Annotated in this window: 19 protein-coding genes; 13 read left to right on the top strand and 6 right to left on the bottom strand. The window is 48.7% G+C overall.

From position 1 onward, the window contains the following. Positions 1-54: 54 nt before the first annotated feature. The gene (locus tag WG89_RS07000) at positions 55-1,452 is read right to left on the bottom strand and encodes an MBL fold metallo-hydrolase (protein WP_062263350.1); all 1,398 of its coding nucleotides are present in this window, start codon (positions 1,450-1,452) and stop codon (positions 55-57) included. Between the two features lie 332 nt (positions 1,453-1,784). Here WG89_RS07000 and WG89_RS07005 point away from each other — a divergent pair, with 332 nt between their 5' ends. Beyond that, on the top strand, positions 1,785-2,435 hold the full coding sequence (locus WG89_RS07005) for a TetR/AcrR family transcriptional regulator (protein WP_172806732.1): 651 nt from the start codon (positions 1,785-1,787) through the stop codon (positions 2,433-2,435). Between the two features lie 32 nt (positions 2,436-2,467). Here WG89_RS07005 and WG89_RS07010 read toward each other — a convergent pair whose 3' ends face one another. Both WG89_RS07010 and WG89_RS07015 read right to left on the bottom strand, forming a co-directional pair. Further along, positions 2,468-4,348 (bottom strand): autotransporter domain-containing protein, encoded by a 1,881-nt coding sequence (locus WG89_RS07010; protein WP_062263357.1) that lies wholly within the window; start codon positions 4,346-4,348, stop codon positions 2,468-2,470. A 75-nt stretch (positions 4,349-4,423) separates the two neighbouring features. Further along, positions 4,424-6,262, bottom strand: coding sequence for an autotransporter domain-containing protein (locus tag WG89_RS07015; protein WP_062263360.1), 1,839 nt, complete (start codon positions 6,260-6,262; stop codon positions 4,424-4,426). A gap of 323 nt (positions 6,263-6,585) precedes the next feature. On the opposite strand from WG89_RS07015, the gene tcuA reads away from it, so the two are divergent. From tcuA to WG89_RS07060, 9 genes are all read left to right on the top strand, one after another. Further along, positions 6,586-8,079 (top strand): FAD-dependent tricarballylate dehydrogenase TcuA, encoded by a 1,494-nt coding sequence (tcuA, locus tag WG89_RS07020; protein ID WP_062263363.1) that lies wholly within the window; start codon positions 6,586-6,588, stop codon positions 8,077-8,079. A 111-nt stretch (positions 8,080-8,190) separates the two neighbouring features. Next, positions 8,191-9,162, top strand: coding sequence for a tRNA (adenosine(37)-N6)-dimethylallyltransferase MiaA (gene miaA, locus WG89_RS07025; protein WP_062263743.1), 972 nt, complete (start codon positions 8,191-8,193; stop codon positions 9,160-9,162). Between the two features lie 339 nt (positions 9,163-9,501). Next, positions 9,502-9,756: an RNA chaperone Hfq gene (gene hfq / locus WG89_RS07030; protein WP_062263366.1), complete on the top strand. Its 255-nt coding sequence runs from the start codon at positions 9,502-9,504 to the stop codon at positions 9,754-9,756. A 478-nt stretch (positions 9,757-10,234) separates the two neighbouring features. Further along, positions 10,235-11,524, top strand: coding sequence for a ribosome rescue GTPase HflX (hflX, locus tag WG89_RS07035; protein WP_062263370.1), 1,290 nt, complete (start codon positions 10,235-10,237; stop codon positions 11,522-11,524). A 429-nt stretch (positions 11,525-11,953) separates the two neighbouring features. After that, positions 11,954-13,132 carry an FtsH protease activity modulator HflK gene (hflK, locus tag WG89_RS07040; protein ID WP_062263747.1) on the top strand — a complete coding sequence of 393 codons (1,179 nt, stop codon included), beginning with the start codon at positions 11,954-11,956 and terminating at the stop codon, positions 13,130-13,132. Next, positions 13,129-14,007, top strand: a complete 879-nt coding sequence (gene hflC, locus WG89_RS07045; RefSeq protein WP_062263372.1) for a protease modulator HflC — start codon at positions 13,129-13,131, stop codon at positions 14,005-14,007. Before hflK ends, hflC begins: the two co-directional genes overlap by 4 nt. Positions 14,008-14,234: 227 nt before the next feature. Further along, positions 14,235-14,426 carry a DUF2065 domain-containing protein gene (locus WG89_RS07050; RefSeq protein WP_062263375.1) on the top strand — a complete coding sequence of 64 codons (192 nt, stop codon included), beginning with the start codon at positions 14,235-14,237 and terminating at the stop codon, positions 14,424-14,426. Positions 14,427-14,613: 187 nt separating this feature from the next. Next, the gene (locus WG89_RS07055) at positions 14,614-15,798 is read left to right on the top strand and encodes an ATP phosphoribosyltransferase regulatory subunit (protein WP_062263379.1); all 1,185 of its coding nucleotides are present in this window, start codon (positions 14,614-14,616) and stop codon (positions 15,796-15,798) included. A gap of 202 nt (positions 15,799-16,000) precedes the next feature. Beyond that, positions 16,001-17,293 (top strand): adenylosuccinate synthase, encoded by a 1,293-nt coding sequence (locus WG89_RS07060; RefSeq protein WP_062263382.1) that lies wholly within the window; start codon positions 16,001-16,003, stop codon positions 17,291-17,293. A 73-nt stretch (positions 17,294-17,366) separates the two neighbouring features. Here WG89_RS07060 and WG89_RS07065 read toward each other — a convergent pair whose 3' ends face one another. Continuing rightward, entirely contained in the window at positions 17,367-18,038 is a 672-nt protein-coding gene (locus WG89_RS07065) for an OmpW/AlkL family protein (protein ID WP_062263385.1), read from the bottom strand. 244 nt (positions 18,039-18,282) lie between these two features. On the opposite strand from WG89_RS07065, the gene rnr reads away from it, so the two are divergent. After that, the gene (gene rnr, locus WG89_RS07070) at positions 18,283-20,793 is read left to right on the top strand and encodes a ribonuclease R (RefSeq protein WP_062263387.1); all 2,511 of its coding nucleotides are present in this window, start codon (positions 18,283-18,285) and stop codon (positions 20,791-20,793) included. An 11-nt stretch (positions 20,794-20,804) separates the two neighbouring features. Here the strand turns inward: rnr and WG89_RS07075 are convergent, their stop codons facing one another. Further along, positions 20,805-21,086, bottom strand: a complete 282-nt coding sequence (locus WG89_RS07075) for an addiction module antidote protein (RefSeq protein WP_062263391.1) — start codon at positions 21,084-21,086, stop codon at positions 20,805-20,807. Next, positions 21,076-21,381, bottom strand: a complete 306-nt coding sequence (locus WG89_RS07080; protein ID WP_062263394.1) for a type II toxin-antitoxin system RelE/ParE family toxin — start codon at positions 21,379-21,381, stop codon at positions 21,076-21,078. Before WG89_RS07080 ends, WG89_RS07075 begins: the two co-directional genes overlap by 11 nt. A gap of 86 nt (positions 21,382-21,467) precedes the next feature. Here WG89_RS07080 and tnpA point away from each other — a divergent pair, with 86 nt between their 5' ends. Beyond that, positions 21,468-21,902 (top strand): IS200/IS605 family transposase, encoded by a 435-nt coding sequence (gene tnpA, locus WG89_RS07085; protein ID WP_062263750.1) that lies wholly within the window; start codon positions 21,468-21,470, stop codon positions 21,900-21,902. Positions 21,903-22,079: 177 nt separating this feature from the next. Next, the gene (locus WG89_RS07090) at positions 22,080-23,291 is read left to right on the top strand and encodes an ABC transporter substrate-binding protein (protein ID WP_062263396.1); all 1,212 of its coding nucleotides are present in this window, start codon (positions 22,080-22,082) and stop codon (positions 23,289-23,291) included. Positions 23,292-23,356: the final 65 nt, after the last annotated feature.

Raw genomic sequence — 23,356 nt, forward strand, 5'->3', positions numbered from 1 at the left:
GAAGGGGTGAACAGCAACTGCCGCGGATATCAGTTGCCGTTCGATGCTCTGGGGCTACAGAGCAGCTTTCGCTCGGGTGACAAGGTCGTTCAGGAACATGGTTTCATAGTGGTTAACTTCGTTAGCCCTTTCTTTCATGGCTACCAGAACTTCATACTTCAGCTTCTTGTTCTGGGCATTCTCGGGCTCAACCGCTGCTACCATATCAATGAAATAAAGAGCTTTTTCCAGGTTTCCAGCATCAAGGTTGGATTGAGCTTTTTTAAGGACGGGCTCAGTACTGCCAACCAGCTCAATCAATTCAGGGTAGGTAGCCTGAACGGGTACGTTATACATCTCGTTAGCCGTTTCCATCTTGAACCAGCCGGTATAGGCTTCCCAGATACTTTTTACCCCCCAGGACAGTTTGCCGTGGGCTTCGAACAGGTAGAGTTCGTCCGGCAGTTTGATTTCTTCCATCAGGGTGTAGACGTCTTTGCCGGAATTCATGCCTTCAATGACAGCATCATCCACGTACTGAACAGCGTCTCTGGTTTTCCGGATGGTATCCGCAATGTACTGCTTGCCTTCAATGGGGTAGAAATGGCTTGGGATCAGCATTTCTGGTTCCAGTTCCAGCATCAGATTCAGTGAATCAACATAAGGGCGAGTGAAGCGGGCACGCTCTCCACGAATGGTGGTCAGGTTTGGCCACATACCAAACATGTGTCCAAACACGTCACCGGTAAACAGAATTTTGCGCTCAGGCATCCAGACAGAGATGTTGTCATAACCTTCGGCCCCGGGCGTATGATAGACGACAAACTTTTGTCCTCCGGCAGTGAACTCATAAGGCGCACTGTCAATCACCACTTCGGGTTCAACAATCGGATAAGCCTTCTGAATCAGTTTGGTGGTCAGCCCGCCAAAGTCAGGCAGATCCGGAACATCATTGGGGAAGAACAGTTTGTTCTTGGGCATGACGTGAGGGATCAGGTCCTTCAGGTATTGCTGATTAAACAGGAATTCCCTGTGGACAATCACTTCAGTGTTGTCATCAGCAAACTCTTTAATGCCGGAGTAATGATCCGCATGGGCATGAGAAAGAATGATGTGTGAGAAAGGTTTGCCATTCACCCGGTTCAGTTTGTCGGCCAGAGTGTTCTCTTGCAATGGTCGACCAGCCAGTCCTGTATCAATCAGGACATTGCCTTCGTCGGTTGCAACCATAACGGCATTTGCTGTGCCCCTGGCCTGGTAGATACCATCCGTTATTTTAATGGCATCGGTGTACTCTTTGCCAAACCCTTCCAGGTCTCTTGTTTTTGGTTGCCAGTCGTGAGGCTGGAAAATAGGTTCTTTTGTTTCCCCGGCTGGTGTTACCTGTGAGGTTGTAGTGGGTTCTTCGGAACCACAGCCTGCCAGTCCAACGGCAACGCCCGCTGCCAGAACAGCGCGTAAAGCTTTTTTCATTATTCTTATCCACCTTGGCTAAAGGATTCTGGCATCCACCAGTCCTTGTGTCCTCAAGACCGCCCGGCATGTACAGCGTTTCCATGCTGGAACTTAAGACTTAAGACTTAAGACTTAAGTATTAGGTTGAACCATACAAAATGTGATGGTATTTGTAAACATCTGCTGAGCCGTTGCCCGGGTCTTCGATGGGTTTTGTGACTTTATCGTTTTGACATATGGCGTCTGGATGTACACTGCGGCTTTCATAATGAAAATGCGGCTGTTATCGCTTTATTTTCAGTTCTGATGACCAGACAGTGGCTGTACTGTCTGAAGAAAAGGAGTTGCCCGTGCGTCAGGATACCGCTGCAACCAAGGCAAGAATTATTGCCATTTCCGAAAAGCTGTTTGCTACAAAAGGGGTTGAGAACGTTACCCTGGCTGAGATTAATCAGAAAGCCGGTCAGAGGAATCGATCCGCTCTGCAATACCATTTTGGTGGCAAAAAGGAACTGATTGAAGCCATTATTCATAAGCATCTGATTTGTATTGATGAGGATCGAAATCAGCTGCTGGATGAGTTTGAACAGCAGCAAACGGTGTCAGGAAAGGATATCGCCAGAGCCATAGTCATTCCTCTGGCTAACAGATTGGACGCAAAAGGGGGACTCAGTTACATCAGGATCACAGCACAGTTGTTTGGTGACAGGAATTTCCCCTATCTGCATCAGGACGATATTGCCAGTCACTTCTCCTCTGAACGACTGTGGAAGTTTATGAGGAAAGCAGGACTTGAGCTGCCAGAGCCCTTGTTGTTCACCAGAACTGTCGTGATTCTCTCAACGTTGTTTAATGGGCTGGCAAATTACGCCCAGATTTCAGCATTTGGCAAAAAGCTGCCTGAAGGTGTGAACAATCATCTGTTTATTCAGGATCTGGTAGAAAGTGTGGAGGCACTGCTGATGAAACAGCCATCAGCAGAGTTAAGCAAGCTCCTGTAGCTCTGGTCATCTACCAGCAGGAATATTCGGCATTACAGTGACCAGGATAAACCTAACTGTATAGCCTGATAGTCTGTATGGTAGTCATCGGCTCGGGTGAACTGATAACTGCCGTATATTTCAACATCGGGTGACAGAGTGTGGCCTACTCTTAGCTTCATTCGCCAGGCGTCGTTATTGCTGATATCGGCGGGCAGGTAAGCCATGCGCTGGATGGKTTTCTGTCGCAGATCTATGGTTCGCAGGTCGTCATTATTCAGATCCTTGTTGTAGTCTACCTGTAACCCAAGGCGAGTTTTTTCGTTGATGGCATCCAAAAAAATACCCGCTGCTGCATTTTTGAAATCCAGGTCCTGATCTCCAAACACCATTGCGGTGAGATTGTCTCCGGACTCACTAAAACCGTCTACTGATGACTTGTGATAGCTTGCTGTGACTATTGGACCTGCTTTGATTCGTCCGTTGTCGTAAAGGGCGTAGCCTGCTTCGACCGTTAATCCGTAGAGTTTGCCAGAGGTTGAACTGCTCTCTTTCCGCTTTTGGGCGCCCAGGTAGAATCCCCGTTTGTTTTTATAGTCAAGATCCAGGTAATTCACAGCAGCGTTGGAAAAGAACTTTTCTCTTTGGTAACTGGCAAAAATACTGCCACCCATGCTGTCTGTTTTATAGTTGGATTGTCCAGGCTCATAACGGGTTTCGGCTCCCTGAACAGCGGCACCCAGTTTGAATCCATCGGACAGCTGATAGTGAAGGCCAGCCTGCAGTACGTAACCTTTGTTGTCATTGGTTTTTCTATCGGCAGCACTGTAAATCTGATTCTCTACGCCAGCGCCACCACCAAAGAAAGACAAAGAACCTGATTCTGATGATTTCCAGCGGTGCTGTGCGAGTTCATTGAAAATACTGCTATCGAAGGTGTTTGAGTGAGAGTCCGCGATTCTGGGAAGGCTGGCTATTTCGCTGGCACCTCTGATGGCTTGCAAGACATAGTCACTGGCTATCTTGTTCATGATGCTGGTCCCGTGAAAGCCATCCCAGAAAACAGATTTTTTTGCATCACCTGTTATAACTCTCGGAGGCTCTCCAGCAGGAGCCTCACAGGGTACGCCAGGTGCTCTGTTTATCATGCAGGTGCGTGGGACGTTTTGAGGTATCAGATCGACAAAACCAAAAGAAGCAGGGTTGCGGGATACTTCTCTAAGCAGTCCATTCAAGTCAAACAAAAGGATATTAGCCTCGGACTTATGGATTTCAGCGAGTAAGGCGTCGTTTATTTGATTACTGGCTAGAGTCAATTGAGCTCTGGAATCATTAAGAAACACTTCGCCTCCTGGCGTTTCTCCAACGTCAGGAACATTTAAGATAAGGATATAGCGTGCGCCATAGTCATGAAGCGCATTGACACTTTTGATGAGCTCCTGGGAAACATGGAGAGGTGTCCGTGTTTTATTGACGACATCTTTCACATCATTGCCGCCTCCCATCATCATGTAGATGGCTTTTCTATCAGCCTGCCCACGATACCTCATGAAAAAGGTGTTTTGTTTTTGGGCCTGTATCCAGGGCTTTGGATCTTCGGGAGTATAGGGAGAGTCTGATGTGATGGATGACAGAATTTCTTTGCTGGTATTGCCTGCTACAGCGAAATCGTTGCCACCGCTCATAGAGGGAAGAAGTTTCAGTCTTAAAGTGCTGGCTACGTTCTGATAAGTAACCGTTTTATCGGTAAAAATAAGCGGTATTTCCATGCCTTTGTACGACATCTTGAGGTTTCCGATATCAGAAAGGCTGTCACCAAATCCGAAGAAATTGCTGTAAAGTTCATCCGAGTGAGCCTGAGATATGAGTAGTGTGAGAAATACAGCCGAAAAGTTTTTTAGCGAAGAGGGCTTGAAAGGAAAAGCGGATTTCATAGTAAACCTTTGCTTTCATTAATATTTTGTTCGGTATTTTTGCTTGGGGTAATTCAAGAAATGCTTAAGATGGGTTTATAGAGACCAGGAAATACCCAACTGAATCATTTGGTAGTCAGTCTGGTGTTCGTCGGCCTTGGTGAACTGGTAACTTCCATACAGTAAAACGTCGGGTGTCAGGTTATGACCCAGGCGAAACTTCATCCTCCAGGCGTCTTGCTTGGTAACATCAGCAGGCAGGTATGCCATACGACTCATGGCTTTTTGGCGCAGATCAATGTCTCTTACGTCGTCGTTATCCAAATCCTTGTTGTAATCCAGCTGCAGACCAAAGCGATTTTGTGCATTTCTGACATCCAGGAAGACCCCCCCGGCAACCGATTTGAAATCCAGATCCTGTTCACCAAAAGCCATGGCGGTAGAGCTGTTGCCTGATTCAGCAAATCCGTCAGTCGTCGATTTGTGATAACTGCCGGTCACGATTGGTCCGGCTCTCAGGAAACCATCGTCGTAGAGGGCATAGCCTGCATCAAGAACAAAGCCGTAGAGCTTGCCGCTGGTGGAACTGCTTTCCCGGCGCTGCTGGGCTCCCAGGTTAAATCCACGTTTGTTGTGATAATCGAGATCCAGATAACTGATGGTCAGGTCAGAGAAAAAGCGCTCGCGGGTGTAGTTGGCAAAAGCACTGCCGCCAAGGCTTTCTGTTTTGTAGCTGGATGAGCCTGGTTCATACTTTGTTTCAGCGGTTTGGATGGCTGCACCCAGTTTGAGCATTTCAGTCAGCTGATAATGCATGCCCGCCTGGACAACATAACCCCGGTTCTCACTGTTTTTATTGTCGACAGGGTTATAGATCTGGTTTTCCATCCCGCCAGCACTGCCAAAGAAATTCAGAGTGCCTGGTTCTATGGTTTCCCAGCGATATTGATTGAGTTCTGACAGTACGCTGTCGTCCAATAAATGGTTGTGGGAGAAACCAAGCCTTGGCAGGCTGCCGATTTCGGTGGCCCCACGGATGGTTTGGAGTATGTAGTCGCTGGTGATTTTGTGCATGGTGCTGGTGGGGTGGAGGCCGTCCCAGAAAACACTTTTATCAGGATCATCTTGATAAAACCGTTCTTCCCCGTCGCCTCCACAAGGAACTGTGAGTCGACCTTTGCTCATGCATGTTTTGTTGACTCGCTCTGGTGGCAGGTCTTTAAAACCATAGCTAGCCGGGTCTCTCTGAACTTCCTGAAACAATCGGTTCAAGTTCAACAACAAGATATTTTCATTGGATGCTTCTACCTGTGCCTTGATGTTGATATTCATGGCAATGCTGGCTTTGGTCAGTTGATTGGCAGGATGATCTAGATAACTGGGGCCTCCAGGAGTATCACCAACATCAGGAACATTTAACAGGATGATGTACTTTGCTCCAAAGCTGCCCAGTGCATTGGCACTTCCTACAATGTTTCTGGCAACCTGCAAGGGTGTTCTGTCTTCTGAAGCAACGTACTTAGCGTCATTCCCGCCACCGATAATCATGTAGAGCGCATTTTTATTAGCGGTCGCTCCGTAGCGCATAAAGTAGGTTGATTGAGGTGTTTTGTTGGGGCTGTCTGGTTCATAAGGTTCTGGGGAGGTAACTGATGCATGGATCTCCTTACCGGTATTACCACCCACGGCAAAGTTATTTCCTCCTTTCATAGACGGTTCCATTGGGTACACCAATGCAGCGGCAACATTTTGTACTGCTACGGTCTTGTCGGAGAAAACAAGGCCCAGGTTACCCGTATCAGAAAGGCTGTCGCCAAAGCTGTATGCGGATTTATAGAGAGGGTTAGAAGCAAGGGTGGTAGTAGCCATAGTGCTGGCAACGGCAAAGGTCAGTACTTTCAAACCAGAAGCGTTGAAAGGCAAAACATTGTTCATGATCGGCCCATGCTGAATAGGACTCTCCGAGTGAGAGCCGGGGTGAAGATGTATCTGAGTGCTCAGATCAAAATAGCAGTAAGTATGGTCAAAAAATTTTGATTGGGTGTTTTAAAGTAAGAAAAAACACTTCAGTTCACTTTGTGAGTGGCGCTTGTGAGGAGTAAAGGTGTTAGAAGGTAGAGCTGAATGTTTTTGATTATAAGTCTTTAGTCTTATTGTTGGCTGTGAGAATTGGCATCTATTTTATATTAGTCAGATTTTGTATTCCTTTTTCCGCTTTATTTTGATCCTTTCTTAAACCTCCCAAAGCGATCACTCTCATGAAAATTGACTATGAGCAAAACAGCAGACCAGGCGCAGTTATTGTTGCCGGTACTGGAAATGCTGCACTCAGCGCTGCCATTGCTGCCAGGGAGAAAGGCGCTATCGTCAAGGTCTTTGATCAGGCTGACTATGCTAATCGTGGTGGTAATAGCCGCTTAACGGCTGCAGTGCTTAGAATTGCTTTGGAATCATCGGAAAGAGTGGAGTTGCTCCTTCAGAAGCCCCTGGCTGAAAATGTTCAAATAGAGCCCTATGATTCTGACCTCTACTTCATGGAGGCGACGGCTTCTGGCAAAGTCGATGAGCAGCTGATCCGCTGGATTGTCAGGAACAGTTACTCCTCCATGTACTGGTTAGTGAAGCATGGGCTCGAACTTGAATTGTCTGATCATACCTATACCACTGCCGCGCGCATCGGTGAGCAGGTATACAGCGGTGGTCTTATACTTCAGGCCAAGGGAGAAGGAGAAGGACTGATCAATGCAGAGCTGCGAATTCTGGAAGCAATGGGAGGGACGGTTCAGTACGAGAGTCGAGTGGTAGACCTGGTTCGTTCTGATCAAGATGGTGCTGTGATAGGTGCCTGTATAGAAGACTCATGCGGAAAACAGTGGCGCGAATATGGGAAAGTTATTCTTGGCTCAGGAGGCTTTGAGGCAAACAGACAGATGGTCAAAGAGCATCTGGGCGAAATATTTGCAGGACTAAAACAGAGGTGTGTGCCTTATAATACCGGCCTCTTGACCCAGAAAGCGTTGGATTTAGGGGCTATGCCATATGGTCACTGGCAAGGTTGTCATTGCTCACCCATTGATGTGAATGCGCCGGATTCTGCTGATCATACCATTCGGGAATTAACCAACCGGGTCAGTTTTGTGGCCGGTATTATTGTCAATCGTGAGGGAAGGCGCTTTACGGATGAAGGCGCAAATTATCCACCCAAATGTTATGTTGCGGTGGCTCTGGATACGTTACATCAAACAGACCAGTTGGGATTTCAGATTTTTGATCAGCAAGGAGTCCGCTATCTGGATAACTATTATCAGGCGAAGGGTGTGACCCGAGAGGAAGCCCAGACACTTCCGAAGCTGGCATCACAGCTGGGTATCAATGCCCAAAATCTGGTGGAAACAGTTGAAAGTTTTAACCTTGCCTGCCAAAAATACAGCCATCTTGATTACTCTTTTCATGCTCTGGATGCGTGCCACACTGCCGGAGTGACCCCACCTAAATCCAATTGGGCCAGACCGATTACTGAGCCGCCTTATGTGGCCTATCCCTATACGGCAGGTCTTACCTATACCTTTGGTGGTCTTAAGATCAATCAACATGCACAGGTACTTGATTGTAATGGCCTGGTCATTGAAGGACTTTATGCCTGTGGCGAAGCGGTGGGTGGTGTTAATTACATGCCTTTCTATATCGCTGGACAGGGATTGGTGAAAGGGACAGTGACGGGGATGCATGCAGGGCATCATGCGGCTATTTGAGAAAAATTTGGAACTCTTTTACAGGTTTTCAGTCTATCGCTTTTGATCCCGGGAGAGCTTCAGGTAAACTCAGCTCCCCATTTTTTCTCATTAGACTCTATTTTTCTGGTTATGGCATCTGATTCGAGTACTCAGACTGAATCTTCTGACGAAAAACGGCCTCCGGCTATTTTTCTGATGGGACCCACTGCATCCGGCAAAACGGACCTTGCTATTCAGCTGTCTGAAAGACTGCCCTGTGAGTTGATCAGTGTTGATTCAGCTTTGGTGTACAAGGGTATGGATATAGGAACTGCCAAGCCCTCTGCAGAGGAGCTGGACAGGGCTCCTCATCGGCTGATTGATATTCGTGATCCGTCCGAGCCTTATTCAGCGGCAGACTTCCGTGAGGATGCTCTCAGGGAAATGACGGAAATTACTAATAAGGGAAAAATACCTCTTCTTGTGGGAGGTACCATGCTCTATTTTAAGGCTTTGAGAGACGGGCTGGCAACGCTGCCAGCAGCCGATCCGGCGATCCGTGATGCATTGATGAAAAGAGCCAGTACGGAAGGTTGGTCGGCACTGCATGAAGAGTTACAAACTGTTGATCCTGTAGCTGCCAATCGTATCAAACCTACCGATACGCAACGCCTGCAAAGAGCCCTGGAAGTGTACCACGCGACAGGTAAGGCTCTTTCCCTGTGGCATAGCGAGCAGGAAGCCAGTCGTTTGCCTTATAATGTGGTGAATCTGGCCATTGCTCCCAAAGACCGTTCTGTCCTTCATCAACGGATAGAAGCCCGCTTCAGAATGATGCTGGATCAGCATTTTATTGAGGAGGTCCGGGGTCTGTATGAGCGCGGTGACCTGAATATTTCACTGCCTTCCATCAGAGCGGTTGGTTATCGCCAGGTTTGGGGGTATCTTGAAGGAGAGATGGATTATTCCACCATGGTGGAGAAAGGAGTGATTGCTACCCGGCAGCTGGCCAAGCGGCAGTTGACCTGGCTGAGAAGCTGGCCAGATGTGAACTGGCTGGACAGTTTGTCAGAAAACAGGGTAGAAGAAGCCTTGAAATGGGTGAAGCCCGTCCTCATATAAGGGATATTAAGCGAGCGATTTCTGTACAAGTCTCCTGGCCTCGGCTTTGTATGGGAGGCTGACTGTTACTCTTGGTCAGCCTTCTGAGTGAAAAGCATGGACAAAGTGCATTGGAAAGACTGGTACGTGAGCACCTGCAATAGTTTCTGCAGGTCCGGCATGAGTAGCTAGTATTACCTATTGATGGCAGTGCGGGGCATCGCTTACTGTTGCCCAGCTAAATTTCTGGGCTGTACACAGATTGAACAATCAGGTACTGGCGCTGCCGGTCAAACGAATAGCCCACCTAGAAGTGAACAAAGGCTATTCAAAACCCGAGAATTAATAAGGAGTACAGAAATGTCAAAAGGGCATTCTCTACAAGACCCTTACCTTAATGTGCTGCGTAAAGAGCGCGTGCCAGTTTCCATTTACCTGGTAAACGGCATTAAACTCCAGGGGCAGATCGAATCTTTCGATCAGTTTGTAATCCTTCTGAAAAACACTGTTAGCCAGATGGTTTACAAGCACGCAGTTTCAACTGTTGTGCCAAGCCGTCCGGTACGCCTGCCAATGCAGGGTCAGGAAGGTATGGCTGAAGACGAGCAGGAATAATCCTCTGCTGGTTGACTGAAAGGCGCTTTTTAGCGCCTTTTGGCGTTTATGCGTTTCATGAATTTCGTCGAGTTAAGTCAATGTTATTGACTGTCTCGAAAATAAGAAATGGCGCAGCAAAATAATATTCGTGATAAAAAAGCACTGTGTAGTGCAGTAACCGGGCAGTATACTGTGACATCGGCAGTCTGTTTTCGGCTATCTACTCAGACCGACCCAATATTTCGCTGTTCTGCATGGTTAATTAATTGGCAGTAACAGTTGGCCACCATGAAAGGAAGTGTCGTCCACCGTCCTGGGTTTGAATCATTCAAGAACGACGCCTGATTCATGGTTAATGATCCTTAGGAAGCTGTCTATTCTCGGTCAGCCTTCCAGCGACAGAAAAGTAACGAGCGCTGCAGATATTGAAACCATCAGTGCCTTTTATTTTTCACGGTAATACCATCGCGAAAGAAAATAATGTCAGGAGTTCTGTTTGTTTTTTGAGCGCCATGAAGGTGGTGAAAGTGCAATCCTTGTTCATCCGGAATTGAGCGAAGACAAGGAACGGGAAGATCCGCAGGAATTTATGGAGCTGGTGCGCTCCGCTGGTGTTGAAACCCTTGCTTTTATCACGGTGAACGTCCGGTCCCCCTCTCCCCGCTATTTTGTCGGTCCCGGCAAAGTTGAAGAAATCCGTCAGTCTGTTTTGCAGCACAAGGCAGAAGTGGTTTTGTTCAATCATGCTCTATCCCCCAGTCAGGCCAGGAATCTTGAAAAGGATCTGGAGTGTCGTGTAATTGATCGCACTGGATTGATTCTGGATATCTTTGCCCAGCGTGCAAGAACGTTTGAGGGTAAACTGCAGGTAGAGTTGGCTCAGCTGGAGTATATGAGTACACGTTTGATTCGAGGCTGGACTCACCTTGAAAGACAAAAGGGTGGTATTGGTCTTCGTGGGCCGGGTGAAACCCAGCTGGAAACAGACCGCCGACTGTTGCGGGCAAGAATCAAAAGTATTACCCGTCGTCTTGAAAAAGTTCGAAAGCAGCGTGACCAGGGGCGTCGTTCCCGTAAGCGGGCAGAAGTGCCTCAGGTCTCTTTGGTGGGTTATACCAATGCGGGCAAGTCCACCCTGTTTAACAGCATGACAGAGTCGGATGTTTATGCTCAGGACCAGTTATTTGCGACACTGGACCCAACCCTGAGAAGGCTTGACCTGGCTGATCTTGGGCCTGTCATTCTTGCGGATACCGTAGGATTTATCCGTCATCTGCCTCATAAGTTAGTAGAGGCTTTCAGAGCAACGTTGGAAGAAACGCGACAGGCTGATTTGCTGCTCCATGTCATTGATGCCCATGATCCTGAGCGCCTCGAAAACATCAAGCAAGTGCATGTGGTTCTCAAAGAAATTGATGCCAATGATGTTCCTACGTTGCAGATCTACAACAAAATAGATTTACTGGCAGAAGTAGAACCCAAAATTCAGCGCGACGACGAGGGGCGTCCGGAGCGTGTTTGGGTATCAGCCAAAGCCGGAGTGGGACTTGAGCTGATTGAACAGGCTATCACTGAACTGTTAGGTGACGACATGGTTCAGGGATGCTTGCAACTTCAGGCTGCTCAGGGAAAGGTTAGAGCACGTTTATACCAAATGGGCGCTATCCGGTCTGAAGAGTATTCTGATAATGGCGAGTTGCTGCTCGATATTCGCATGCCGAGAAGCGACTTTGAGCGTGTGGCAAAACAAGAGGGATTGCAGGAAAATTGCCTGCGCGAGGGGTAAATAGGCTGCCTTTCAGGGCTCCTCTCGTAATAGGAAGTTGCGGCGATTACTAATATGAGCTTGCACTTCCTGCTATCCAAACTCTACAATCTGGCCTAGAACGACATATTAGCCTTGGTCCGTCGCCGAAAGTCGTGGTGTCTGAAAAGTGCTGAATATCTCCCGCTTCTGTCACGGCTCGTGTTAGCCTGAGAGTAGCGTTCTGGCAGAGACGCCACGCCTGGCCGGATAAGGTCACGTTCACAGATCTGTCTGGCCGATCGCCTTATGGATTTTCTTTTGTCATGTTGTGAAAAGAACAATCCTGCCGTAATGGTGAGGATCAGCTTTTAACAGCAAATTAGTTTGCTCACAGAGCCAGTTTGGACGATGCAAGTCCTGACGCACCAGCTGGGCAGTGAATTCGTTACTGACTCTACGGAGACATATATGGCCTGGAACGAGCCGGGTGGAAACAGCCAGGATCCATGGGGTAGTGGGAATAATAAGGGTGGTGGCAAAAATCAGGGGCCACCTGACCTGGATGAAGCGTTTCGCAAGCTACAGGATAAGCTGAACTCAATGTTTGGTGGTGGCAAGAGCGGAGGCAGTTCAGGTGGCGGGAGCAATGACTCCGGTTCCTCTTCAGGAATGTTTATCGGAATCATTGTTCTGGCAATTGTCGCCTATCTCTGGAATGCGGTTTACACCGTTGATGAGAAAGAGCGTGCCGTTATTCTGCGCTTCGGGGTATATACCGAGACCGTAGGTCCGGGCCTGCACATGTATTTCCCGCCTATTGAAACCAAATATCAGGAAAAGGTTACTGAACTTCGTACCTATAACCTGAGACAACAGATGCTGACTGAAGACGAGAACATCGTTGAAGTCTCCATGTCTGTTCAATACAACATCGATGACGTTAAAAAGTATGTCCTGAATGTTACCAAGCCTCTGATGAGTCTTGAGCAGGCAACCCAGAGTGCCCTGCGTCATGTAGTAGGTAGCTCCGAGATGTATCAGGTGCTGACCCAGGGGCGTGAAGTTCTGGGTGAAGAGGTACGCAAGCGTCTGCAGGAATACCAGGATAATTACGGTACCGGTCTGCGCATTGGTAAGGTCAACATTGAGAGTGCTCAGCCTCCGAAAGAGGTTCAGGCGGCATTTGATGATGTAATCCGAGCTCGAGAAGACGAGCAGCGTGCCAAGAACAAGGCTGAAGCATACGCTAACAAGATTATTCCTGAAGCCCGTGGTAAGGCTCAGCGAAGCATCGAAGAAGCTAATGCATATCGTGATGAGACGATTGCCAGAGCTGAAGGTGAGTCTGATCGTTTCTCCAAGCTTTATTCAGAGTACAAGCGTGCACCGGATGTGACTCGTGAACGTCTCTACATCGAAACCGTTGAAGAAGTGCTGAAGAACACCAGCAAGGTACTGGTTGATGTCAAAGGTGGCAACAATATGATGTACCTGCCGCTGGATCGACTGACTCAGGGTAAATCATCCTTGCCAGCCCAGTCATCAGAGCTGAGCAGTCAGGATCTGTCCGACATCAGTAATCGCGTTGCAGAGGAGTTAGGCAAGCGAGTGAACAGTGCACGTAGCAGTGGGAGGATTGGTCGATGAGTCAGAAAGGTTTTACAGCCCTGATCGCCGGTCTGGTCATTCTGATCGTAGCCTGGGGTAGTCTTTTCGTAATCAACGAACGTGAACGCGCTGTGCAGTTACGTTTTGGTCAGCTGGTGAATCCTAACCTCCAGCCAGGCCTGCACTTTAAATTCCCGTTTGTGGATAACGTGCGTATCTTTGATGCCCGTCTCCAGCATCTGGAAGTGCCTTCTGAGCGTTTCCTGACTCTGGAGCAGAAGGCGGTGATCGTAGACTCCTACATCAAGTGGCGTATTGCTGATGTAGCCAAGTTCTACCGGGCAACTGCCGGTGATATCTACCGTGCTAACACACTGTTGTCTCAGCGTGCTGAGTCCAGAATGCGTAACAAGTTTGGTGGTCTGACACTGAACGAAGTGGTATCCGGTCAGCGTGACAAGCTGATGAACGATATCACCAGCAATCTGGATAGAGTAGCCAGAGAAGAGCTGGGTGTTACTGTGGTTGATGTGAGGGTTAAAAAAGTAGACCTGCCACCTCAGGTAAGTGACTCTGTATTTGAACGTATGTCTTCCGAGCGTGAAAAAGAAGCTCAGGAATACCGCTCCAAAGGTCAGGAAATGGCTGAAGGTATCCGTGCTAACGCTGATCGTGAGCAGCGGATTATCCAGGCTGAGGCCTACAAAGAAGCGGAAATCGTTCGAGGTGATGGTGACGCCAAAGCGGCTGAAGTTTATGCCAAGGCTTACCGTCAGGATCCTGAGTTCTACGCTTTCTACCGTAGCCTCCAGGCCTACAAGGAATCCTTTAGCAGCGAAGGCGACATCCTGCTGCTGGAGCCTGATAATGACTTCTTCAACTACCTGAATAACAAATCAGGCAGTAAGAAGTAATTTGTCAGAACCTGAAAATGCCACCTTTAAGGTGGCATTTTTATGCCGGGCATGATTCTGTGGAAGTTCAGTGAAACTTAAACAGAGTATTTGTTCCGGCTGACTGGTCAGAAACTGATAAATAATCGACAGCTGGTCGTGAACTCTGCTTCAGCCAGTGGTATGATACCGCAAACCGGGTTCTGCCCGGTTTTTTTGTGTGCCTGTTTGCTTGATGGAGTCATCCTGTGGATTTATTGCAACACCTGGGCATAGCCTTCAGCCTGATGCTGATTCTGGAAGGTGTACTGCCTTTCATGTACCCCCAGCGCTGGCGCAATATGGTCACAAAATTGTCAGAGATTGATAACCGGCAGCTGCGTATTGCAGGCTTTGGCAGCATGCTGGTAGGACTCCTTATGCTGAGTATGCTCACATAAGAGCGTCATATTGATAGGGGAAGATATTTGGCTTTACTGCTTCCTGTGAGTAGACCGTTAAGATTCGACTCATTGAGTGACGCCAAATATGTTTCTTTCGCTGTGGCATTTCCAGGAGGCTGCCTGTTCTCGGTTAACCTCCTGGGGCTGTGGCACACGTGGTAAGAGCGAAAATAAGAGGGCTGTGATGACTGTAGCAGATCGCTGGTTATTGCCAGATGGCATTGAGGAAATACTGGCACCAAGAGCACGTCAGGCAGAAATGCTGCGCCGTGAGATGCTGGATTTATTCGATCGCTGGGGCTATGAGTTGGTGATTCCTCCTCATCTGGAGTTTATGGAATCTCTTACTGCAGGCGTAGGTCATGACCTGGAACTGCAGACGTTCAAAGTGACGGATCAGCTCACTGGCCGAACTATGGGGCTGAGAGCAGATACTACGCCAGCAGTAGCCCGGATCGATGCTCATACCCTGAAAGAAAAAGGGCCAGTCAGACTTTGCTATGCAGGCAGTGTTTTTCACACCCGTCCGGCATCACTGGGTGCTTCCCGTTCGCCTATACAGTTAGGTGCTGAACTTTATGGGCACGCCGGTTTAGAGAGTGACATAGAAGTCATTTCTCTGATGTTGGAAACTCTCGCAGCTGTAGGCATAGAGTCACCAAATCTGGATCTGGGCCATGTTCAGATTTATCGTTCACTGGTGGAATACGCCGGTTTGAATGAAGGTCAGGAACAGAAACTCTTTGATGCCCTGCAAAGAAAGGCAGTGTGCGAAGTTTCTGAACTGCTGGCCAGCTGGCAGGTTTGCCCAGCCACAGCGGATATGTTTAAAGCGCTGACCAATCTGGCAGGCAATGTCAGTGTAGTCAGTGATGCCCGTGCGCTTCTGAAAGATGCGCCCGAAGCGGTTTTCAAAGCACTGGATCAGCTGGAAATGATTGCCGGCAAGGTCGCAGAGCTTTACCCGTCAGCCAGCCTTTACCTCGATATCGGTGAGCTGCGCGGCTATAACTATCATACAGGCGTCGTATTTGCAGCCTATGTGCCCGGACAGGGACAGGCAATAGCCAAGGGTGGACGATACGATGGCATTGGACGAGTCTTTGGTAGAGCTCGTCCAGCGACTGGTTTCAGTACAGATCTCAAGACATTGATTAAGCTGAAGGCTCTTCTGGATTTGAAAGCTGAAGCCAGTGAAGAACGAATGACGATATTTGCTCCTGTTGATGTGGATCCTGCGATAGTGCAGAAACTGCGTCGTCAGGGACAGCGGGTAGTTTGCCAACTGCCTGAACAAGAGACAGACGCTGCGGGCACGGGTTGCGACCGGCAGCTGGTCTGCCGTGACGGAGAATGGGTGGTAGTTTAGGCTTGTCCTGACTACCAGCCTCCGGCCTGTCACAGATGCATGAGAGTCGGCTAAGAAAACTTCTTGAGCCGCACTTTGTCATGTCTGGTTTGTTTATTATGAAAATGCCGCCATTCAGGTTACAGGTGTTTTTATAGATCGAGTGAGCGGCACTCTATTAAGAGACGCTCATGGCTGATTGGAAAGTAAGAGACCGTTTACCATGGGTAAGACTGTTGTCGTACTGGGCACTCAATGGGGTGACGAAGGTAAGGGCAAAATCGTTGATCTGCTGACTGAGCAGGCAGAAGCGGTTGTGCGCTTCCAGGGCGGCCATAACGCCGGCCACACACTGGTGATTGACGGTGAAAAAACCGTTCTGCACCTGATTCCTTCCGGTATTCTGCGTGAAGGCGTCGTATGCTACATCGGTAATGGCGTAGTACTGTCTCCAGAAGCTCTGCTGAAAGAGATCCACAAGCTGGAAGAGGGTGGTGTACCTGTACGCGAACGTCTGCGTATCAGCCCATCCTGCCCGCTGATTCTTCCTTATCATGTTGCTCTCGACCAGGCTCGCGAAGTCGCTCGTGGCAAAGATAAGATTGGTACCACAGGTCGCGGTATTGGCCCAGCCTACGAAGACAAGGTAGCTCGCCGTGGTCTGCGTGTTGCTGACCTGCTGCACCCTGAGCGTTTTGCCCAGAAGCTGAAAGAAGTGATGGAGTACCATAACTTCGCTCTGGAAAATTACTACAAGGCCGAGACTGTTGATTACCAGAAAACTCTGGATGAAGCACTGGCCATGGGTGAACAGATCAAGCCAATGATTGAGCGTGTAACCGACAAGGTTCATGAGCATCATGGCAAGGGCGATCACATCCTGTTTGAAGGTGCCCAGGGCTCCCTGCTGGATATCGATCACGGTACCTATCCGTTCGTAACTTCCTCCAATACAACCGCAGGTGGTGTATCTACCGGTAGTGGTTTTGGTCCTCTGTATCTGGATTACGTTCTGGGTATCACCAAGGCATACACCACTCGTGTTGGTTCCGGTCCTTTCCCGACCGAACTGTTTGACGACGTGGGTATGCACCTGGCCAAAAAAGGTAACGAGTTTGGCGCGACTACCGGTCGTCCACGTCGTTGCGGTTGGTTTGATGCAGTAGCTCTGCGTCAGTCTGTTCAGATCAACTCTGTGTCTGGCCTTTGCCTGACCAAGCTGGATGTTCTGGACGGTCTGGAAACCATCAAGATCTGCACTGGCTACAAGAACGCTCAGGGTGAGTCCATCACTACCCCTGTGGATGCGGAAGAGTACGAAGAAATTCAGCCGGTTTATGAAGGAGTGCCAGGTTGGAATGAATCTACTTTCGGCGCCAAGAACCTGGACGATCTGCCTGAAAATGCCCGTGCTTACATTCGTCGTCTGGAAGAAGTGGTGGGAACGCCTATCCACATCGTTTCTACCGGCCCGGATCGCGTAGAAACCATCATCCTGGAACAGCCTTTCAGCTGACTCCATGAGTCGCCAGTTAAACTGGCGACTTGCTCACCTGTAACATCGCTAAGGTGTTACAGGTATACTCTCCTCAGAACTTGTAAGAGACACCGGCCATGTACACCAGTGGATCCAGTTCTGCATCCAGCTTGTAGCGATTGCCTGCATTATCCTTGAACTTGGCGGTGGTATTGATATCCATATACCAAACAGCTGCGTTCAGAGCCCAGTTTTCATTCAGACGATAATCAAAACCTAGCTGGCCACTCAGGCCCAATGAACTATCCAGTTCCAGATCTCTGAATGTGTCGCTAGCAGCACCTTTAAAATCTTCACTGAAGAATACGGTGTAGTTCACGCCCAGTCCTAAATAAGGCTGGAATTTGGCGTTTTTATCCATTGGGTAATACTGCAGGCTGATTGTAGGCGGCAGGTGTTTAACTTCAGCAAAATCCCCCAATCCAGCCAGACCACCTTTGCCTGTCAGAGTGTGCTGGAAAGGCGTAGCTGCCAGCAGCTCAACACCGAATTTATCCGACAGCATGTAAGTGAATGACAGGCCAAGCTGGGTGTCGTTGTTGACATCAGCTGTGGCATTTTTGTCTTCAACTCCGTTGGTTTTCAATCCTCCGCTGTCCACATCTGGCTGAACACTGGCCACTCCGCCACGGAAAATAAAATCTCCGGCCTCATAAGCTTGGGCAGAGGTAGCAGAAACAGCAACCGCTGCAGCCATAGCCAATGAGAGAACGTTTCTGTTCATGATGATCCCTTATGTGTGGGTGTAGAATGGTTTTTTTTCTTAATAGTTAATATTTTAATCAGTTGTCGGTGCTGAAATATTGATCTAAGTCAATGCATGGCTTTGAGCCTCAACGCATATGCGGTAGGAATTCGGTTGCAACTGTGGGCATACTAGGCAAAGATGCAGCGCTTATTTCCCATATCGGGTTACACTGCTATGTACCGATAGACTTATTTATACCGCCGAGAGGTTGATATACCCTATGCCCAAAAAAGGGTGGAAAGAGCTGGACTCCCAGGCTGCCGATGAAGCAGCCCGCTACGACAATCCCATTCCCAGTCGTCTGTTTATCATGGAAACCCTGGAAAATCGGGGGGCTCCGGCGAGTCATAAAGTCTTGTGCCGTGAGCTGGGAGTGACGATTCCTGAGCAGCAGGAGGCTCTGCTATTTCGCCTGAAAGCCATGATTCGTGATGGACAGTTGTTGGAAACCCGCAAGGGTACCTTCGGCTTGCTGAGTAAAATGGATCTGGTGAAAGGGCGAGTTCAGGGCAATAAGGACGGCTATGGTTTCCTTATTCCTGATGAAGGTGGGGAAGATTATTACCTCTCCTGGCGGGAAATGCGAAAGGCTTTTGATGGTGACCGTGCTGTTGTTCGCGAAACCGGAGTTGACCGCAAAGGTCGCAAAGAAGGCCAGATTGTTGAAGTTATTGAACGCAACACTACTCAGCTGGTAGGCCGCTTTTACATGGAGCACGACAATGTTTTTGTTGTGCCTGAAAACTCCAGAATTGACCGTGAGATTCTCATTAAGCCAGGGCCATTGATGCCCAGCCATGGTCAGTATGTTCTGGTTGAGATTCTAGAGCAGCCCGGTCGCCGGGTGCAGCCAGTGGGTTTGATCAAGGAAATTCTGGGAGAGCGTCAGGATGCGGGTATGGAAGTCGATGTGGCTGTTCGTACCCATGATATTCCCCATGAATGGCCACCTGAAGTTGAAGAACAGGTCGCCAAATTCAAGCCAGAAGTAGCAGAGCGGGACAAGACAAATCGTGTAGATCTGCGAGAAACTCCTTTCGTCACCATTGATGGCGAAGACGCTCGTGATTTCGATGATGCCGTTTACTGTGAAACCAAAAAAAGTGGCGGCTGGCGTTTATTCGTAGCTATTGCTGATGTTTCTCATTATGTGAAGCCGGGCACCGCTCTCGACAAGGAAGCTTATAACCGGGGTACTTCTGTTTACTTCCCGGGCCATGTTATTCCCATGCTGCCGGAAGTGCTGTCTAACGGCCTCTGCTCATTGAACCCCGAAGTGGATCGTCTGGCCATGGTCTGTGAAATGACCATCAGCTCCAAAGGCAAAATATCCGGTTACAAATTCTTCGAAGGGCTGATCCGTTCCCATGCACGACTGACTTATACGCAAGTGTGGGAGATGCTGTCTGAGCCTCTCAGTGAAGAGGGCAAAGCACTGCGGAAGGAAAGGGAGTCAGTACTTCCTCATGTAGAAGAGCTCTACAACCTTTTCAAGGTGCTTAAAAGCATTCGTTCTGATCGGGGCACCATTGATTTTGAAACAGTGGAAACCCAGATCGTATTTGGTCGTAACCGCAAGATTGAAAAGATTGTTCCTGCCGTTCGAAATGATGCCCACAAGCTGATCGAAGAGTGCATGCTGTGTGCTAACGTCTGTGCAGCCAAATTCCTCCAGAAACACAAGATTCCAGGGCTTTATCGGGTACACGAAGGCCCGACTATGGAGAAGCGGCTTAATCTGAACAGCTTTATTGCCAGTCTCGGATTATCCTTGCCCGCAGGTAAGCTGAAGCCAGCCCATTTCCAGGCCTTGCTGGAGTCTGTAAAGGATCGTCCTGATTACAATGTCATTCAGACCGTGGTGCTTCGCTCCATGAGTCAGGCTGTCTATACCTCGGACAATCAGGGGCACTTTGGTCTGGCGTTTGATGAATACGCACACTTCACTTCACCGATTCGCCGTTATCCAGACTTACTGGTTCACCGGGCTATCCGTCACATTGTTCGTTCCTCTGTAGATACACGACACGTTGTTCGTGTAGGTGCAAAGGATATGAACAAGAAGACCATCTATCCCTACGATGGTAATGAAGTGCTGTCTATGGGTGAGCACTGCTCTGCAACTGAGCGTAGAGCTGATGAAGCGACCCGTGATGCCATGGACTGGTTGAAATGCGAGTACATGCAGCAGCATATAGGGCAAACCTACTCGGGTGTAATTGCTTCGGTTACCGGCTTTGGTCTGTTTGTAGCTCTGGATGATATTTATGTGGAAGGGCTTGTGCACGTCACCAGTCTTCCAGGTGACTATTATCACTATGATGCCGTTCATCATCGTCTGGTAGGGGAAAGAACCGGTAAGAGTTATCGTCTGGGTGATGATATTGAAGTGATGGTTGCCAGCGTCAATCTGGATGATCAGAAAATTGATTTTGAATTGTCCTCAGGCGCTTCACTGAAGCCGCCACGCTCTCGAAAATCACGCAAAAGCCCTTCTAAAGGGGGTAAGCAGTTAGCCAGTGTGGCCAAGAGCCGGGCCGCTAAAAGAGCTTTGCTGGATGCAGCCAAGTCGGAAGAGTCCGGGAAAAAACCGGCTAAAAAGAAAAAGCCTACCCGCAAGCAGAAGGCAAAGGCCAAAACGACTCGAAAAAAAGCGGGTAGTTCAGCCTCTAAACCTACGGCAAGCAAGCCATCTGGCAGCAGGCAGCCCAGAAAGAGAAAAGCCAAGTGAGTGAAAGGTGTTCAGGCTGCTATTTCGAGCTTGACGCCTAACGCTTTCAGCAATCGATGAACTGTATCCCAACGGGGTTGAACCTTACCATTGAAGGTTTTATATAGGCTTTCACGGTTGAGTCCCGTTTGTTCTGCCAGCTGAGCTACACCTTTATATTTAACTATATGACCAAGGGCGGTAATAAAAACGGCTGGATCTTCATCAAGGTAAGCTTCAGTGAGGAACCAGGGAATGTCTTCATCCGTCAGGGCATTGTCAAAAGGGTTATAGGGTTTAAGGTTATCCTTCATGGTTTATTCCCTCCAGGCTTTGCAGTAATTCCTTGGCTTTTTCAATGTCTCTCGATTGGCTCGATTTGTCTCCACCACAGAGCAAAATGATTAAACGCCCGTTTCGAAGTGTGAAATAAAGACGGTATCCCTTACCGACAAATATTCGCATCTCACTGATACTTCCACCGACAGGCTTAACATCACCCAAGTTGCCAGCTTCTGCTCTGGTCAACCTCATGGCAATAGCTTTCAGAGCCTGACGGTCTTTTAGTTTAGTGCATCGTGAAAACCCACGTCCTATGGACGTGGTCATGAATGGTTGGCTTCGCCTGCCATGAACTACCCATGCTACTCCTTATCTCTGAGTTGTCCCCACAACTACTAGAGATAGGAAGTAACATGAGTAGATTTGAAAAGTTAACGCATGTCATTTGGCATTGCCAATATCATATAGTTTGGGTGCCAAAATACAGGTTTCGAGTCCTGACCGGGGCAGTGAAAGCCGAGGTTTATAACAGCATTCAGGTCTTTTGTAGTCAGCTTGGATGTACGGTAGTGGAACTGAATATCCAGAATGACCATGTGCATTTACTGGTAAAAGTGCCTCCGAAGGTTTCGATATCGAAGCTTCTGGGAACGGTGAAGGGGCGGACAGCTTTGAGGCTGTTTACGAAATTTCCGTACCTCAAGAAGAAACCGTATTGGGGTAATCACTTTTGGTCAAAAGGCTACTGTGTCGATACTGTCGGAGTAGATGCAGAAATGATCCGTAAATATGTGAAGTACCAAGAAAAGAAAGAACGTCTCCAGCAGGAGATAGATTTCAGGAAATAATCTGCAATCTTGGGGCAACTCTCACCAGCCTTCTCTGAAGGCTGGCGGTTTCAGCCCCCTTATAGGGGGGGCATAAAGCAAAACCACGTTCTAAGAACGTGGATCATTTACTTCACTATGCGTTGGGCATGAACAGCCTTGAGCTTGATAAAACAATAACAATAAAAAGGAATGCGGATGAAGACGTTAAAGAAATGTCTGGTAGCAGCCAGTGTTGGCCTCAGTGTTGCCGTTACCAGTTTCTCGGCTGCGGCGGATGTCACCCTGAAACTCTGGACCTGGCGTGAGCAGGAAAAACCACTCTGGGAAGAAGTTTCCAAGCGTCTTGAAGGCGTAGACATCAAGGTAGAAGTGACCGACGCCCAGCAATACAACTCCCGACTGAATGTAGCTCTGCAAAACGGTGGACCAGATCTTTTCCAGGGACGTCCAAGGGCCTCTTTCCTGGATCAATACGTTGAAGCAGGCATTGTTAAGCCCATTCCTGGCAGTGTTGACCTGAGTGGTTTGGCTCAGGGTGTTATGAATGCCGGTCAGGCATCCGATGGTAAAACCTATGGCGTACCTTTTGCGGTACAGACCATTCAAATTCTTTATAACAAGAAGCTGTTCCGTGAGCTGGGTATCAAAGAGCCTACAAACCAGGCTGAATTCACCGAAGCCATGAAGAAACTGAAAGCAGCCGGTAAAGTCCCTCTGGATATTGCCGGACGTGCGGGCTGGTCTCTGGCCATGCTGAATGCTGCGCTGGAAGCAGGCTTCCTGGGTGATGATCTGGACACTATTGCTAATCGTAAAGATCCATTCACCAGCGATAAATATGTAGCCATGCTGGAAGCCTTCGAAAGCTGGAAACCCTACATTAACTCTGCGGCCAGCGGTCAGGATTACGGCGGTATGCGTGTGAATGTGGCTCTGGGTGAAGCGGGCATGATTATTGATGGACTCTGGTCAACTTCCCAGGCTTCAACGATTCGTCAGACAGACCCTGAGGCTGAGATTGGTTTGATGCCAGTCCCTGGTCCTGCAGGTAAGGTCTATGCCTTTGCTGACGGTGCCTACCTGGTGAATGCGAAGTCTGCCAATGTGGATGCTGCTAACAAGGTGCTGGCCTATACAGCCTCGAAAGAGTTTGGTCAGTTGTTTGCGGATCTGGTGGGTGAGCTGACCACCTATAAAAGTGGCATCAGCTATAAGAGTGAATATCAGCAGCAGGCTGCTGAGTTTATCGCCAAGAACGGTCAGGAATATCTGACCTGGAAAGGTCCGATCAATGTCGCTTATGAAGAAGTGGTAGGCCCTAACTTCCAGGCCTTTATCGCAGGCAAAATCAACGCCAAGCAATTGGCTCAAAAAATAGAGACAGGCTTTAAGTCCAAAGGGCTCTGATACATTCGATTCCTTGTTGTGCACTGGCGGCAGCCTCCCCTCCTGCCGCCCTTTTTCCAATCCAA

It is taken from the genome of Endozoicomonas arenosclerae, from assembly GCF_001562015.1.
Taxonomy (GTDB): Bacteria; Pseudomonadota; Gammaproteobacteria; order Pseudomonadales; family Endozoicomonadaceae; genus Endozoicomonas_A; species Endozoicomonas_A arenosclerae.

Excerpts from the sequence above, each read along its gene's own strand:
- WG89_RS07090 (WP_062263396.1), top strand. The coding sequence starts at position 22,080 with ATGAAGACGTTAAAGAAATGTCTGGTAGCAGCCAGTGTTGGCCTCAGT.
- WG89_RS07000 (WP_062263350.1), bottom strand. The coding sequence starts at position 1,452 with ATGAAAAAAGCTTTACGCGCTGTTCTGGCAGCGGGCGTTGCCGTTGGA.
- miaA (WP_062263743.1), top strand. The coding sequence starts at position 8,191 with ATGGCATCTGATTCGAGTACTCAGACTGAATCTTCTGACGAAAAACGG.
- WG89_RS07080 (WP_062263394.1), bottom strand. The coding sequence starts at position 21,381 with ATGACCACGTCCATAGGACGTGGGTTTTCACGATGCACTAAACTAAAA.
- hflC (WP_062263372.1), top strand. The coding sequence starts at position 13,129 with ATGAGTCAGAAAGGTTTTACAGCCCTGATCGCCGGTCTGGTCATTCTG.
- hflK (WP_062263747.1), top strand. The coding sequence starts at position 11,954 with ATGGCCTGGAACGAGCCGGGTGGAAACAGCCAGGATCCATGGGGTAGT.
- tnpA (WP_062263750.1), top strand. The coding sequence starts at position 21,468 with ATGAGTAGATTTGAAAAGTTAACGCATGTCATTTGGCATTGCCAATAT.
- hfq (WP_062263366.1), top strand. The coding sequence starts at position 9,502 with ATGTCAAAAGGGCATTCTCTACAAGACCCTTACCTTAATGTGCTGCGT.
- WG89_RS07060 (WP_062263382.1), top strand. The coding sequence starts at position 16,001 with ATGGGTAAGACTGTTGTCGTACTGGGCACTCAATGGGGTGACGAAGGT.
- WG89_RS07075 (WP_062263391.1), bottom strand. The coding sequence starts at position 21,086 with ATGAAGGATAACCTTAAACCCTATAACCCTTTTGACAATGCCCTGACG.
- WG89_RS07055 (WP_062263379.1), top strand. The coding sequence starts at position 14,614 with ATGACTGTAGCAGATCGCTGGTTATTGCCAGATGGCATTGAGGAAATA.
- WG89_RS07015 (WP_062263360.1), bottom strand. The coding sequence starts at position 6,262 with ATGAACAATGTTTTGCCTTTCAACGCTTCTGGTTTGAAAGTACTGACC.
- WG89_RS07065 (WP_062263385.1), bottom strand. The coding sequence starts at position 18,038 with ATGAACAGAAACGTTCTCTCATTGGCTATGGCTGCAGCGGTTGCTGTT.
- rnr (WP_062263387.1), top strand. The coding sequence starts at position 18,283 with ATGCCCAAAAAAGGGTGGAAAGAGCTGGACTCCCAGGCTGCCGATGAA.
- tcuA (WP_062263363.1), top strand. The coding sequence starts at position 6,586 with ATGAAAATTGACTATGAGCAAAACAGCAGACCAGGCGCAGTTATTGTT.